This is a genomic window from Lentzea californiensis (assembly GCF_024648825.1).
Lineage (GTDB): Bacteria > Actinomycetota > Actinomycetes > Mycobacteriales > Pseudonocardiaceae > Lentzea > Lentzea californiensis.
Window position 1 is genome coordinate 209,362 of sequence record NZ_JANBBE010000001.1, and the last position, 13,500, is coordinate 222,861.

Genomic DNA, 13,500 nt, shown 5'->3' on the forward strand with positions numbered 1-13,500 from the left:
CGCGTGGAGGTTCAGCCATGTCCGAAGTAGCCCGCAGACGCTTCCTGCAGGGGGCGGGCGTGCTGGGTGTGGCGGGAGCGCTGGGCACCGGCACCGCCTCGGCGACCACCCGCTACCAGTGGCTTTCCGGCGATCACCACGCGCACACGCAGTACTCGTACGACGGCATGTACACCGTCGAGCAGCAGATCCGCGGTGCGTTGCGGCACGGCACGGACTGGCTCGTGATCACCGACCACGGCCACGCGTCGCACGAGGCGCACTCGGTGGAGGCGACGGCGGCCGATCTCCTGCGCGCACGGCGGAAGTTCCCGCAACTGCTGCTGTGGCACGGGATGGAGTGGAACGTCCCCGGCGCCGAGCACGCGACGTTGTTCTTCGAGGACTGCCACGACGAGGCCGGGGTGCTGCGCGACTTCGAGCGGCAGTTCGACTGGCGGCTGAACGGCGCCGAGGCGTCCAGTCCGGCCAACGAGAAGAAGGCGCTCGACGCGATCCGGTTCCTGCAGACCAAGATCCGCAACGGCACGATGAAGTCCGCGCTGGTGTTCGTGAACCACCCGATGCGCAACGGCCGGGTGGCGCCCCACGAGTTGCGCGCCATGCGTGACCTGGCCCCCGACATCGTTGTCGGCATGGAGGCCGCGCCCGGAGCGCAGGGGGACGGCGACCCGCTGCGCGGTCCGGGCGGGCACCGCGGCGGGTACTCGAACAGCCCCGGCTCGAACTCGTACGCGCCCTACCCGCCCGAGGCCTACCGGACCTACGGCGGCTTCGACTGGATGACGGCGAAGGTCGGCGGTGTCTGGGACTCGCTGCTCGCCGAGGGCCTGGGCTGGTGGATCACGTCGAACTCCGACTCGCACTTCAACTCGCGCGACACGATCGTTCGCGTGCCGGAGCCGGGCGGCCAGTTCGACCTCACGGGCAAGCACCTCGACCCCGTCGACTCCGGTCCGCCGCAGGTCTCGCCGCCCTACGTCGACTTCTTCCCCGGTGAGTTCTCCCGGACCGTCGTCGGTGCGACCCGCCGCACGCGCGGCGCCGTGATGGAAGGTCTGCGGGCAGGCCGGGCGTGGGTCTCGCACGGCGGCCTCGTCGATGATCTTCGATTCGACGTTTGGGCATCCGGCGGAACGCGCACCATGGGCGGCCGGCTGCGCGTCCGGCGCGGCTCGGACGTGAGCGTGCTGGTCAAGGCACGTCTGGCGACCCGGCCGAACAGCGCCGGATTCATCCCCAGGTTGCGCCGTTTGGACCTCATCAAAGGTGCGGTAACCGGACGATCATCATCTGAAACGTTGGCCACGCCACATGTGAAGGTCGAGCGATCCTACGAGCCGCGCTGGCACTATGCGGTCTTCACGCACACGTTCCGCAACGTCCGGGAGCCTTTCTACCTCCGGTTGCGCGGAACCGACGGCAACCGCGGCGCGTTCGAACCCGAGGCGGACACACCCGGAGCCGCGAACCCGTGGGAGGACCTGTGGTGCTACACCAACCCGATCTTCGTGGAGGTCAGGTGACCAGCACCTTCGTCGGCATCGACGCCGGCTATGAAAACCGCTGGGAAGCGGAGAAGATCGCGCTGGAGCTGCACGACACAGTGCTGACCACGGCCCGAACGGTCGCGGTGCACGAGGTCGACGCCCACTACGCGATGTCCTTCCTCCTGCCGGTCCCCCCGTCCGACGCAGTGGTGAACTCACTGGTCGCGCAGGGTTTCGGCGTCGCTGTACGCGGTGCGTCCTCAGGACGTCTGGTAGGCCCGGAGGCGCTTCGAGCAGGCGCCTCCACTGCTGCCGAGGCCCACCAGTACCGCCGCGAGGGGCGCGCTCTGCGATACCAGGGCCAACGGTCGTTGCGCGGCCGTCACGGGGTGTCGGACATCATCGCGTTCACGGCCATAGAGGCCGTTTTCCCGCGCGGGACACACACGGTCGACACGCGCGGGAACCTGACGCCGTTCTTCCGCGACGGCAAGTTGGTGCTGGTCGTCGACTAGTTTTGCGGATGTGCGTGACATCGCTGTCTTCAGTGGTTCTGCCCATCCCTCCCTCGCCGCCGAGATCTGCGGTCACCTCGGTGTCGAGCTCTCCCCCAGCCGTCTGACGCGGTTCGCCAACGACTGCCTGGAAGTGCAGCTGCAGGCGAACTGCCGTGAGCGGGACGTGTTCCTGATCCAGCCACTGGTGCCACCGGTGCAGGAACATCTCGTTGAACTCCTGCTGATGCTCGACGCCGCCCGTGGCGCTTCGGCCGCGCGCACGACCGTCGTCCTGCCGCACTACGCGTACGCGCGTTCGGACAAGAAGGACGCACCCCGGATCTCGATCGGCGGCCGCCTGGTCGCCGATCTGATGGTCGCCGCCGGCGCCTCCAGGGTGCTGGCGATGACGTTGCACTCGCCGCAGGTGCACGGCTTCTTCTCGGTGCCCGTCGACCACCTGCACGCCCTGCGCGAACTCGCCGCGCACTTCTCCCAGTACGACCTCTCGAACACCGTCGTGGTGTCGCCGGACCTCGGGAACGCCAAGGAAGCCGCGCACTTCGCCCGGATCCTGGGCCTGCCGGTCGCGGCCGGCGCCAAGCAGCGCTTCGCCGACGACAAGGTGCAGATCCAGACCGTGATCGGCGAGGTCGCGGGCCGGGACGTGATCGTGCTGGACGACGAGATCGCCAAGGGCTCGACGGTGATCGAGTTGCTGGACAAGCTGCGGGAGCGCGGCGCCGGGTCGATCCGGGTCGCCTGCACGCACGGGCTGTTCTCGGCCGGCGCGCTGGACCGGCTGCAGGCGTTCGACGACGTGCTGGAGGTCGTCGCGACCAACACCGTGCCGATCCCGGCGGAGAAGGCCGTGCCGAAGCTGAAGGTGCTGTCGATCGCGCCGGCGATGGCCGAGGCGATGCGGCGGATCAACGTCGGCGAGTCGGTGTCGACCCTCTTCGAGGCCCCGTAGTCACTTCAGGTGCGCGAGTGCCCTGATCAGCCGGTCACCGACGTCGGCGGGTCCGGGCATCTTGCGCACCACGGCCCGCTGGTGCGCGAGGCCGTGCAGCCCCAGCCACAACGCCACCGCGTCGCCGAACAGGTCGTCGCTGCCGTGGGCGATCCCCTCTTCGACGCACGCGCCGAGCACGTCGGCGAGCAGCGTGAACGCCCCCGCGCCGAGTGAGTCGAGGTCGGCGTCGGTGATCGAGGTGTCCTCGACCGACGGCGTCCACAGGCCGCCGAACATGATCCGGTAGCGCTGCGGGTGCAGCTTCGCGAAGTCCAGGTAGGCGTTGCACAGCGCGAAGAGCCGTGCGCGTGCGTCCGGACCCGCGTTGTCGACGGCCTCGCGCAGGACGGTCGCGAGCGCGTCCATCTCCTGCTGCACCACGGCCAGCATGATCGACGGCTGGTCCGCGAAGTGCGGGTAGATCGACGGTGCCGCGATCCCCGCCCTGCGGGCGACCGAGCGCAGCGTGACCGCGCGTTCGTCGCCGCCCTCGTCCAGCAGCGCGAGGGCCGCCGCGATGATCTCGTCCCGCAGTTTCCCGCCTTCGCCCCTGCGATTGCGCCTGCGCGGTTCCGTGTTCGTCACGGCCGTAACCATACACCTGAAAGTTTATGGTCGTTAGGGCTTGCGTTGTCAGACTTACGGCCGTTAGCTTATGGACGTAAGCACAGCCGAGACCGAGGAGCCACGATGAACGCCACGACCACCACCACCCGCGCCACCGAGATCGTCCTGCCCGGTGTGGTCGAGCCCGACGGCCTGCACGTCCAGGTCCGCGACCTGCCCGCGCCGAGCCAGGGCCAGGTCGTCCTGCGGATGGACGCCACGGGCGTCTCGTTCGCCGAGCAGCAGATGCGCCTGGGCAAGTACTACGACCAGCCCGCGTTCCCGTTCGTGCCCGGTTACGACGTCGTCGGCACCGTGGTCGGGACCGGCCCCGGCGTCGACCGCGACCTGCGAGGACACCGGTTCGCCGTGGTCACCAAGGTCGGCGGGTGGGCCAGCCACCTGATCGTCGAGGCCGCCGACCTGGTGCCCGTGCCCGACGGCGTGGACGCGGCCGCAGCCGAGACCGTCGTGGTCAACGGCGTCACGGCGTGGCAGATGATGTACCGCACGGCGAAGGTCAAGCGCGGCGACACGATCGTCGTGCTTGGTGCGAACGGCGGTGTCGGCTCGACGCTGGTGCAGCTCGCCCGCCACGCCGGCATCAAGGTCATCGGCACGGCCTCCCCCCGCCACCACGACGCGGTGCGCGAACTCGGCGCGATCCCCGTCGACTACCGCGACCCGAACATGTACGCCCGCATCCGCGAGCTGGCGCCCGAAGGTGTGGACGCCGTGTTCGACCACGTCGGCGGTCCCGCGCTGGACGAGTCGTGGCGACTGCTGCACCGCGGCGGCGCGCTGGTCAACTACGGTTCGGCCGCGACCAAGGACGAGCCGGGCAGCGGGATGTTGCCGGTGCTCAAGCTCTTCGGGCAGCTGATGGTGTGGAACGCACTGCCCAACGGCAAGCGCGCGGGCTTCTACAACTTCTGGGCGGGCAAGCGCTTCCGTCCCGCCTCGTTCCGCGCCCGCCTGGCCGAGGACCTCACGCAGGTGCTGGAGCTGGTCAAGGCCGGTGTGCTGAAGCCGCAGATCGCCGCGCGCATCCCGTTGCCGGAGGCAGGCGCCGCGCTGGCACTGGCCGAGTCGCGCACCGTGCTGGGCAAGGTCGTCATCGTCCCGGAGCCGTGAGCAGGCCGGGTTGCCGCCAGCTGATCGTGGCGGCGGCGACCGCCCTGGTCGACCGGGAGCACGCCGTGACGCTGCGGGCAGTGTCCCGCGAGGCGGACGTGCCCACCTCGTCGATCTACCAGCAGTTCCCCGACGTGCCGTCGATCTTGCTGGCCGTGTGCCACGAGACCTTCCGCGCACTCGAGGTCGCCGTCCTCGACGCGCCCGACGCCTACGCGGCCGGCATCGCGTACCTGGATTTCGCCGTTCTGCACCCCCGCCGCTACCGCGTGATGTTCGGTGCGGCCGACCTCTCCTCACAGGCATTGCGGCTGTTCACGCGGGTCCTCCCGGACCCCGATCGCGCCATGACGTTCTGGCTGGGCCTGCACGGCCTCGCCGACCAGCGCGCCTCGATCCGCCGCTCGCCCCAGTTCGTCGTCATCGCACCACGTCTGATCACTTCACTCATCTGAACTCGTCCGACTTCACGGGAGTCCCCCACCATGAACGCCACCGCTCTGCGCGCCACCACCGTCGCGTCCACCGAGGTCGACAACCGCGCCGCCTACCTGGGTTTCGCGTTCGGCTACGTCTTCGGTCACGGCGCCGCGCTGCTCTCCAGGTCCGGCGCGGTCCTGATGCCGGCGTGGCTGCCGATCGCACTGCTCGCCACCGGTCTCGTCGCCGGCACGGTCCTCGCCATGACCGCGTCGCTGCGTGCCCAGAAAGCAGCCTCGGAAGCGCGCCGACGAGCCGAGAAGCTGGTCGGCACGGCCTGGATCACCGGTTTCACCGCGCTGGCGTTAGCGGTCACCGGCCTGAGCACGGTGTTCGACAAGCCGGAACTGCAGACCGTGCTGTGGCCCGCCGGCTCGACCATCGTCGTCGGCCTGATCTACATCGCCGAGGGCGCGATCCGCGGCAACGCCCTGCACTACAACCTGGGCACCTGGCTCATGCTCGTCGCCGCCGCGACGCTGTTCGTCCCCGGAGCCGGTTTCTTCGGCACGCTGGCCGTGCTGGGTGGCGGCGCCTACCTGGTGGCGGCGTTCCTGGAGCGCCGACGCCTTGCCGCGTAAGGCTTCTACAGCTGCACTCGCACCGTGACGCGGCCCTTGTCGTCACGGTGCGAAGTAGCGTGTCCGGTCTTCTCCGTGCCGTCGAGCTCGAGCGTCAACGGACCGCCCTCGCCGTCGAAGTTGCGCCACCACACCTTCGCGTCGGGCATCATCACGCGGATCTCGACGACATCGCCTTTGCGCCGGTAGCCAACGGGAGTGCTGATCGTGCGACCGGACCGCCTGCCCGTGTACGTCACCACCGTGAGCCCCTCGCGCACGAGCTTCCCCACGAGCGGGGCGTCGCGCAGTCCGACGATCCACTTGTTGACCCTGCGCACCATCGGTCCCTGAACCCTCATGAGATCCAACGTAGCCTGCTAAGTGGAGACCCCCGTCCGCTTGAGGCGAAGTGAGAAGAAGTGGCCGCTGAACCGTCTCAGATGCGCGCCGACGCGCGGGAGAACCGGGCGCGAGTGCTCGCCGTAGCCCGCGACCTGTTCGCCGAGCGCGGGCTCGAGGTGCCGATGGCCGCGATCGCACGCAGGGCCGGCGTCGGCGTCGCCACCCTGTACCGGCGCTTCCCGACCAAGGAGTCGCTGGTCGTGGAGGCCTTCTCCGAGCAGTTCGCCGTCTGCCAGGGCGTCATGGACGACGCGCTGCAGGACCCGGACCCGTGGCTCGGACTGCGCATGGTGATCGAGAAGGTCTGCCTGCTGCAGGCGTGCGACCGGGGCTTCACCGCCGCGTTCATGGCCTCGTTCCCCGACCTGCACTCCGAAGTCCGAGACCGGACGTGGCTCGGCTTCGTCGCACTCGTGCAGCGGGCGAAGGACAGCGGGCACCTGCGGGCCGACTTCTCGCCGCACGACCTGACGCTGGTGCTCGTGGCCAACGGCGGGCTGTCGAGCCTGCCGGCGGAGGTCGCGGTGGCGGCGTCCCAGCGCCTGGTCGCGTACCTGCTGGAGTCGTTCCGGGCGGGCACGGACGCCCTGCCGCCGCCCGTGCCACTCAGCCTGGACCTCGTCCTGGGTCAGGCGGTGCCTGACAATTCCGTCGGGCGATAGTGGCGGCCGAGGGATCCGCGGACGGCGCCGCCGCGACGCCCGGTATGAGGCCGTCGCGGCGACACCGTCCGCGGATCGCTCGCCCGCGCCTCTCACCGAACGAAATTGTCAGACACCGCCTAACCGGGATGCGCGCCGACGGTGTCGCGGATCATCGCGCCCAGGTCGGCCGAGCCCTTGCGCGCGCAGTGGGCGCAGCAGAAGAACTTGCCCTCCACCTCCACGCCGTGCCCGATCACGCGGCAGTCGCAGTGCTCGCAGCGCGGCGCGAGCCGTTGGATCGCGCACTCGAAGCTGTCGAACGTGTGCACACCGCCGCCGACGGTGCGCACCTCGAAGGCCATCCAGTACTCGTTGCCACAGACGTCACAAGTCGCCATGCGCGGAACATTGCGACAGGTCAGTCAGGTCGGCAACTCGAAGCGCCGAGTTGCGCGACCAGCGTCTTCGGGGCAGTCACCCGATAGGCGTCCTCGACGAGATCGGCGACGACGCCCCAGTCGAGCGGGACGTCCAGGTACACGCCGAGCCAGCCGCGATGGCCGACGTAGGGCGGGCGGAAGTACTTCTCGGGGTCCTGCGCGACGAGCGTTTCCTGTACCCCAGGGCCCGCCGCGCACCAGAACGCCGTGCGGTCGTCGTGGTGGTGGTCGGCCGACGTCACGAAGGTCTTCTTGCCGCGGATGAACCAAGTGGGTTCGCCGTGGCTCAGGCGTTCCGTCACCTCTGGCAGCGCGAGGCAGAGCCGGCGCAGGTGTTCGAGCGCATCCACCAGGACATCCTGCGCCACCTCACGCCGTCGTGCCAGCACCCTGGAGTTCGACCAATCGTCCACATAGGACTCGGGGTTTGTCGTGCGAACGGCGCAGTTCGCCTTCTCCGCGAACGGAGATCCCCTGAGAGCGGGACCGGCCGGATTCGAACCGGCGTTCTCCCTCCTCCGTTCAGGAGGGCGCGTCGACCACTGCGCTACAGGCCCCATCGCCACCGCGTCTCCCACACTAGCCGGGGAAGTCCGGGCCGTATGCCCTGCGAAAGTGTTGGACCCAATAAGGTTCACGGACCAACCCCGAACTGGACGGTGTCGTGCCAGGGATCGACTACTACGAGTTGCTCGGTGTCGACCGGGGCGCCAGCGCCTCGGAGATCAAGTCGGCCTACCGCTCTCTCGCCAAGGTCATGCACCCCGACGCGGGTGGGACGTCTGGCGGCTTCCGCCTGCTCCAGGAGGCCTACGAGACACTGAAGGACCCGGTCCGGCGCGCCGACTACGACCGCCCGGCCCCCCGGACACCCTCCGTGGTGAGGCCGCAGACAAGGCCACGACCTCGCAGAACAGGCCACACGGGCAGGCTGCGCGACTTCGGCGACGACCCGAACTACAGGGCGCCGCGCCCCCGCGTCGACCTCGGTTCGACCGAGTGGTGGCACCGCATCGACCTCGGCGCGCGCGTCCGCTACGTCCCCGCCACCGGCCTCGGCCACGCCCCGGCGGCGGCCGCGATCGGCGGCTGGTTCGTCCTGCTCATCCCGTTGACGATGACGTTGTCGCCACTGCTGCTCGCCGTCTGGCTGCCGCTCGTGGCGGGCGCCGGTTACGGGGCGTTCCGGTTGGTGCGCCGCTACATGACCGTCGCGAGGGCCGAACGGGCGTTCGCCGGTGAGTACGACGGGAACACCATCTTCGGCCGTCCGGGTGAAAACAGACGCGAACGGCTGACCGCCGGACTGCTCACGGAGTACATGACCCAGCTACCGGGCGTGCGCATCTTCCACGGCCTCGCCTGGCCGGGTTCGGTCTTCACCGACATCGACCACGCCCTGCTCTGCGGCCGCCGCCTGGTCCTCATCGAGTCGAAGTCGTGGCTCCCCGGCCACTACTACTGCGACGAGGACGGCGAACTCTGGCGCAACGGCCACCCGTTCCGCGGCGGCGGCACCCAGCTGATCGAGGGCGTCGAACGCTTCGCCAAGCTCCTGCCGTGGCTCGAGGTGCGCGGCGCCCTGCTCGTCTACCCGAGCCGCGCCGGCGAGGTCACGTGCGACGACGACCTCGACTTCGAGGTACCGCCGATGACCCCCGAGCAGTTCGTCAACGAGATCGGTGACTGGCTGGCCGACGACCCGGCCACGGTCGACCGCGAGGCGTTGCGCATCCTCGTGCGCCAGGTCGTCTCGGAAGTCCGCGTCGCCGGCGCCTGACCCCTGCTTAGTGCAGCCGAAACCTCGGCACGTCTCCTTGCTGTGTCGGCCATGATCGTTCGCTCAGCTCAATCATCTCTTGATCTCTGCCGAACTAACCCGTTCGGGTGATCCTTCCTCTCATGCCGCAACAACGGCGAGCTTGACACCGACGTCAGGGGCATCTCCTCGAAAGGAACGTCCACATGGCACCCATCGGTGGATTCTGGTCGTACGCTCATGCCGACGACACAGCCGAAAGCGGGCGAATTACACAGCTCGCAAGAGACGTCGTCGCGCAATATGAGATGATCACTGGCGACTCCATCGATCTCTTCCTCGATCGCGACAACCTCGAATGGGGAGACGAATGGAGGCCGAAAATCGATGCGACTCTCTCCTCCGTCGCATTCTTCATCGCGATTCTCACCCCTCGATACTTTCAAAGCAAAGAGTGCCGAAGAGAGCTTGACTTCTTCGCGAGGCGAGCAACGGACCTAGGCGTCAAGGACCTCGTACTGCCAATCCTTTACGTGGACATCGCAGCCTTTCGAGAAGACGAACCAGCGGACCCTTACATCAGCATGGCGAGATCATTTCAGTGGGAAGACTGGACTGATCTCCGGTTCGCCGCCGTCGACTCACCCGATTACAGAAGAACAGTTGCAAACCTCGCAGCAAGACTTGCCGACGCCAACAGCGCAGCGGAGACGGCGGCCTCAACCGCAGTTCCGAATGGAACAGACACCGATGACGACGACGACGCACCTGGCTTCGTCGACCTAGTGGCGATGGCCGAAGAAGCACTGCCTCAGTGGGCCGCTAACCTCACCGCCATCGGGGAAGACATCACGCTGATCACCGAATCGATGAACAAGGCGACAGCAAAGATCGAGGAGGGCAACAAGCAGGGCCGCGGAATGACCGCACGCATTGCGATATTTCAAGAGCTAGCAGAGGAAATCGAACCCCCCACCAGCGACCTCGAGATCCTCGGCGGACAGTTCAGCAAGTTTCTTCAAGACGTCGACCGCGGAGTCAGCGCACTTCTTGAAAAGATACCGGAAGAACTTAGTTCAAATGATGTCACCGCCAGCGAAGTAGCAACTTTCCTGCAATCGATGAAGTACCTGGCAGACAACAGCGAGGAAGGACTCGGCCTACTGGAGGTGATGGTTCAGAACGTCGAACCGGCGGAGAAAAACTCGCGCAGTCTTCGTCGACCGCTGCGAAACCTTCGCAAGGCGCTCACGCTGATCGCGGACGGTCGCGATGTGATGCGGATGTGGCTGAAGAAGATCGATGCGATCAAGCACGACCATCCTGATGTAGCGACACTCATGGAAGAACCCTCGCCACACGACTGAGCCATCAGTCAGGACGCGTGTCAGGATTGCCGCCATGACCCGCACGGTGTGCCTCGCACAGAACCCCGACGCGGACGCACTCCTCGCGTCGGACATGTTCGCCCTGCTCACAGGAATGATGCTGGACCAGCAGATCCCGATGGAGAAGGCGTTCTCCGGCCCCAAGGTCCTCGCCGACCGCATGGGCGGTCTGGACGTGCGCCGCATCGCCGAGGCCGACCCCGAGGCCTTCGCCACCGTCATGGCCACGCCGCCCGCCGTGCACCGCTTCCCCGGTTCGATGGCCAAGCGGGTGCAGGCGTTGTCGCAGTTCGTCGTCGAAACCTACGACGGTGACGTCACGCGGATCTGGGCCGACGGGGACGGGGCCGCGGTGTTGAAGCGACTCAAGGCGTTGCCCGGGTTCGGGGAGCAGAAGGCCAAGATCTTCCTTGCACTTCTGGGCAAACAGTTCGGCGTCACGCCCGAGGGGTGGCGTGCGGCGGCCGGTCACTACGGGGACGAAGGAAGCCGCCGTAGCGTCGCTGACGTGCGTGATCAGGCTTCGTTGCTGGAGGTCCGCGACTTCAAGAAGGCCGCGAAGGCCGCCGCCAAGAAGTAGCACGGCTGTTGATCGTCTGGTGCACTGTACGTACGCCGCCAGTCCGCACGAGGTGTGCCGCCTCGTGGGAGAAGGGGCGTTTGCGTTGCGCATCAAGGTGATCGGCGTGTTCACGGTCCTCGTGCTCGGGTTGACCGGTCTTCCGGCGGGGGCGGCGACGTCGTGGCCGGGTGACTCCGCCACGAAGTACGCGGACGGGACGAACGTCTTCGGCAAGAACCTGAGCGGGGTGTCGTTCGAGAGTTCCGGTGTCGTGTGGGCGGTCAAGAACGGGCCCTCGACGCTGTACCGGCTGGTGCCGAGCGGGAGCACTTGGAAGGTCGACCAGAAGCGGTCGCTCAAGTTCGCGGACGGGCAGGGTGATCCCGATGCCGAAGGGGTCGTGAGCACGCCGGACGGGCTCTTCGTGGCTGTCGAGCGCGACAACGACGACGGTGACGTGAGCGCGCCGAAGATCCTCGAGTACGGCGCCGGGAGCAACGCGGTGGCCGAGTGGGAGCTCGGCGGCATGCCCGAGGTCGGCCCCAACGACGGGCCCGAGGCCATCTCGTGGGTGCCGGACTCGTTCCTAGTGCAGAACGGCTTCAAGGACGACAGCGGCAAGACCTACGACCCCGCCGACTACCCCGGTCACGGCAGCGGGTTGTTCTTCGTCGGGCTGGAGGCCACCGGTGAGGTGTTCGTGTACGCCTTGCAGGGGTCCAGCGCCAAGTTGCTGAGCAGGTTCGCGAGCGGGCAGAGCCAGGTGATGGACCTGGAGTTCGACGGCGGCAAGCTGTGGAGCCTCTGCGACAACCACTGCAGCGGGCGGACGACGACGCTCGCCATCAGCAGTGGCAAGTTCAAGGTCACAGCGACCTACAACCGGCCCTCGACGCTGCCGAACGTGAACCTCGAAGGGTTCGCGATCTCGCCGAACTGCACCAACGGCAAGAAGGCCGTTCTCTGGGCGGACGACGACAACACGAGCAGTCACGCGCTCAGGAGTGGCGTGCTGAACTGCACGGCCTAGCACCAGGAATGTCGGGGTGCGGAACTAAGCTGCCGCGCGTGACCGCACCCCACATTCCCGGCCTGACCGACCTGAGACCGTTGGGCGCGGGCGGGTTCGCCACCGTCTACACCGCCCACCAGGCACAACTCGGTCGCGACGTCGCCGTGAAGATCGACAACCGGGTCCTGGTCGACGAACGGGACCGGAGGCGGTTCCTCCGCGAGGCGCAGGCGGCGGCCAAGCTGTCGGGTCATCCGCACGTCGTCGGGGTGCACGACGCGAACATCACCGGCCGCGGCACGCCGTACATCGTCATGGAGCTGTGCACGGGCGGGTCGCTCGCCGACCGGCTCGACCAGCAGGGTCCGTTGCACCCCGAGCAGGTGCGCGACCTCGGCATCAAGCTCGCCGACGCACTCGCCGCGGCGCATCAGGAAGGCGTGCTGCACCGGGACATCAAGCCTGGCAACATCCTCCTCGACCGGTACGGCACGCCGAAGCTCGCCGACTTCGGGCTCGCGGCGCTGCTCGACGCGCAGGGCGGCAGCACGGTCACCAGGGACGCCCTGAGCCCCAGCTACGCGCCGCCCGAGGCGTTCGCGATGGCCGAGCCGACGCCGCAGGCCGACGTCTACTCGCTCGCGGCGACGCTCTACACGTTGCTCGCCGGCAAGCCGCCGCGTCCGGTGCCGTGGCCGATCACCAGTTTCGACCAGCTCGGCGAGATCCTGCGCCGGCCCGTGCCCGCGGTGCCGGGGGTGCCGCCCGCGTTGCACGAGGCGCTGGCGAGGGCTCTGCACCCGGACGCGAACCTGCGCACGCCCAGCGCCACGCAGCTGCGGGACGAGCTGATCGACCCGATGCGGATGCCGACCGTGCCGGTCCCTCCCCCGCCCAAGCGCAAGGCGTGGCCGCTGGTCGCCGGCGCGGTAGCGGTCGTCGTCGCGGTCGTGGTGGGCCTGGTCGTGTGGAACCCCTTCGACAAGGAGCAGACGACCGCCCAGGGCGCCGGACCGTCGACGACCCAGCCGGGCGGTGCCGAGGACATCCCGCCGTACCTCAAGAAGTGCGACGCCGGGTTCTGCGTCGACAAGTCGACCTGCTTCCGCGGCATCACGAACATCGGCGGCATGCCCGCGGTCGCCCGGAAGGTCGGCAGCTGTGCGGACCTGCACTACTGGGAGGCGTTCTCCGGCGGCTGGCTCTCCGGGGAGATCCCGGCGGTCGACTCCGACGAACTGATGGCCTCGCCCGAGCTGAAGGACGTCTGCACGCCCGCGGTGATGAAGGCGAACTCGCGGCCTACCGTCGACACCTCGGGCTGGGAGATGACGGCCGTGGGCTTCAAGGACGGCAGCCGCAACTACTTCCTCTGCCTGGGCTCGCAGCCGGCGGCCGGCGAGGTCGTCACCAGCGCGTTCGGCAGTTGAACAAATCCACTTGCGACGGTCACTAACGTTGACCGACGTGCGTGTTCACGCCGATTTGATCATTGCTGGATTCCGAAG

General features: G+C 68.0%; 16 protein-coding genes and 1 pseudogene. 12 read left to right on the plus strand and 5 right to left on the minus strand.

The genetic code is table 11. The features are described from left to right. Window positions 1-17 precede the first annotated feature (17 nt). From LX88_RS01120 to LX88_RS01130, 3 genes are read left to right on the plus strand one after another with little or no spacing between them, the layout of a single operon-like run. A complete protein-coding gene (locus tag LX88_RS01120; protein ID WP_258946055.1) occupies window positions 18-1,526 on the plus strand; it encodes a PHP domain-containing protein in 1,509 nt (502 codons plus the stop codon). After that, entirely contained in the window at window positions 1,523-2,005 is a 483-nt protein-coding gene (locus tag LX88_RS01125) for a hypothetical protein (protein WP_258946056.1), read from the plus strand. Before LX88_RS01120 ends, LX88_RS01125 begins: the two co-directional genes overlap by 4 nt. Window positions 2,006-2,015: 10 nt before the next feature. Continuing rightward, entirely contained in the window at window positions 2,016-2,960 is a 945-nt protein-coding gene (locus LX88_RS01130; RefSeq protein ID WP_258946057.1) for a ribose-phosphate diphosphokinase, read from the plus strand. Here LX88_RS01130 and LX88_RS01135 read toward each other — a convergent pair whose 3' ends face one another. Beyond that, window positions 2,961-3,587 carry a TetR/AcrR family transcriptional regulator gene (locus LX88_RS01135; RefSeq protein WP_258946058.1) on the minus strand — a complete coding sequence of 209 codons (627 nt, stop codon included), beginning with the start codon at window positions 3,585-3,587 and terminating at the stop codon, window positions 2,961-2,963. It lies immediately after the preceding gene. Window positions 3,588-3,692: 105 nt separating this feature from the next. Here LX88_RS01135 and LX88_RS01140 point away from each other — a divergent pair, with 105 nt between their 5' ends. Genes LX88_RS01140 through LX88_RS01150 form a run of 3 tightly spaced genes read left to right on the plus strand, consistent with a single transcriptional unit; the run spans window position 3,693 to window position 5,803 of the window. Continuing rightward, window positions 3,693-4,742 (plus strand): medium chain dehydrogenase/reductase family protein, encoded by a 1,050-nt coding sequence (locus LX88_RS01140; RefSeq protein WP_258946059.1) that lies wholly within the window; start codon window positions 3,693-3,695, stop codon window positions 4,740-4,742. Beyond that, on the plus strand, window positions 4,739-5,197 hold the full coding sequence (locus tag LX88_RS01145) for a TetR/AcrR family transcriptional regulator (protein WP_258946060.1): 459 nt from the start codon (window positions 4,739-4,741) through the stop codon (window positions 5,195-5,197). The genes LX88_RS01140 and LX88_RS01145 overlap by 4 nt, the downstream gene beginning before the upstream one ends. A 30-nt stretch (window positions 5,198-5,227) precedes the next feature. After that, the gene (locus LX88_RS01150; protein ID WP_258946061.1) at window positions 5,228-5,803 is read left to right on the plus strand and encodes an ABC transporter permease; all 576 of its coding nucleotides are present in this window, start codon (window positions 5,228-5,230) and stop codon (window positions 5,801-5,803) included. A 5-nt stretch (window positions 5,804-5,808) separates the two neighbouring features. Here LX88_RS01150 and LX88_RS01155 read toward each other — a convergent pair whose 3' ends face one another. Further along, window positions 5,809-6,144 carry a nitroreductase/quinone reductase family protein gene (locus LX88_RS01155; protein ID WP_258946062.1) on the minus strand — a complete coding sequence of 112 codons (336 nt, stop codon included), beginning with the start codon at window positions 6,142-6,144 and terminating at the stop codon, window positions 5,809-5,811. 60 nt (window positions 6,145-6,204) lie between these two features. Between LX88_RS01155 and LX88_RS01160 the strand changes: the two genes are divergently transcribed. Beyond that, the gene (locus LX88_RS01160; protein WP_258946063.1) at window positions 6,205-6,849 is read left to right on the plus strand and encodes a TetR/AcrR family transcriptional regulator; all 645 of its coding nucleotides are present in this window, start codon (window positions 6,205-6,207) and stop codon (window positions 6,847-6,849) included. Window positions 6,850-6,968: 119 nt separating this feature from the next. Here the strand turns inward: LX88_RS01160 and LX88_RS01165 are convergent, their stop codons facing one another. The 3 genes and pseudogenes from LX88_RS01165 to LX88_RS01175 form a co-directional block, all read right to left on the minus strand. After that, on the minus strand, window positions 6,969-7,229 hold the full coding sequence (locus tag LX88_RS01165; protein WP_090005260.1) for a metallothionein: 261 nt from the start codon (window positions 7,227-7,229) through the stop codon (window positions 6,969-6,971). Between the two features lie 20 nt (window positions 7,230-7,249). After that, a complete protein-coding gene (locus tag LX88_RS01170) occupies window positions 7,250-7,621 on the minus strand; it encodes an MmcQ/YjbR family DNA-binding protein (protein ID WP_258946064.1) in 372 nt (123 codons plus the stop codon). 131 nt (window positions 7,622-7,752) lie between these two features. Next, window positions 7,753-7,829, minus strand: a pseudogene (locus LX88_RS01175). 106 nt (window positions 7,830-7,935) lie between these two features. On the opposite strand from LX88_RS01175, the gene LX88_RS01180 reads away from it, so the two are divergent. The 5 genes from LX88_RS01180 (at window position 7,936) to LX88_RS01200 (ending at window position 13,422) form a co-directional block, all read left to right on the plus strand. After that, window positions 7,936-9,051, plus strand: a complete 1,116-nt coding sequence (locus LX88_RS01180) for a J domain-containing protein (protein WP_258946065.1) — start codon at window positions 7,936-7,938, stop codon at window positions 9,049-9,051. 185 nt (window positions 9,052-9,236) lie between these two features. Beyond that, window positions 9,237-10,397 (plus strand): toll/interleukin-1 receptor domain-containing protein, encoded by a 1,161-nt coding sequence (locus tag LX88_RS01185; RefSeq protein WP_258946066.1) that lies wholly within the window; start codon window positions 9,237-9,239, stop codon window positions 10,395-10,397. 34 nt (window positions 10,398-10,431) lie between these two features. Next, the gene (locus LX88_RS01190; RefSeq protein ID WP_258946067.1) at window positions 10,432-10,998 is read left to right on the plus strand and encodes an HhH-GPD-type base excision DNA repair protein; all 567 of its coding nucleotides are present in this window, start codon (window positions 10,432-10,434) and stop codon (window positions 10,996-10,998) included. 85 nt (window positions 10,999-11,083) lie between these two features. After that, the gene (locus LX88_RS01195) at window positions 11,084-12,010 is read left to right on the plus strand and encodes a hypothetical protein (RefSeq protein ID WP_258946068.1); all 927 of its coding nucleotides are present in this window, start codon (window positions 11,084-11,086) and stop codon (window positions 12,008-12,010) included. Between the two features lie 38 nt (window positions 12,011-12,048). Continuing rightward, window positions 12,049-13,422 carry a serine/threonine-protein kinase gene (locus LX88_RS01200; RefSeq protein ID WP_258946069.1) on the plus strand — a complete coding sequence of 458 codons (1,374 nt, stop codon included), beginning with the start codon at window positions 12,049-12,051 and terminating at the stop codon, window positions 13,420-13,422. Window positions 13,423-13,500 lie beyond the last annotated feature (78 nt).

Bases quoted from the DNA above. Each gene is read 5' to 3' on its own strand.
- LX88_RS01120 (WP_258946055.1), top strand. From the start codon at position 18: ATGTCCGAAGTAGCCCGCAGACGCTTCCTGCAGGGGGCGGGCGTGCTG.
- LX88_RS01140 (WP_258946059.1), top strand. From the start codon at position 3,693: ATGAACGCCACGACCACCACCACCCGCGCCACCGAGATCGTCCTGCCC.
- LX88_RS01150 (WP_258946061.1), top strand. From the start codon at position 5,228: ATGAACGCCACCGCTCTGCGCGCCACCACCGTCGCGTCCACCGAGGTC.
- LX88_RS01185 (WP_258946066.1), top strand. From the start codon at position 9,237: ATGGCACCCATCGGTGGATTCTGGTCGTACGCTCATGCCGACGACACA.
- LX88_RS01190 (WP_258946067.1), top strand. From the start codon at position 10,432: ATGACCCGCACGGTGTGCCTCGCACAGAACCCCGACGCGGACGCACTC.
- LX88_RS01155 (WP_258946062.1), bottom strand. From the start codon at position 6,144: ATGAGGGTTCAGGGACCGATGGTGCGCAGGGTCAACAAGTGGATCGTC.
- LX88_RS01165 (WP_090005260.1), bottom strand. From the start codon at position 7,229: ATGGCGACTTGTGACGTCTGTGGCAACGAGTACTGGATGGCCTTCGAG.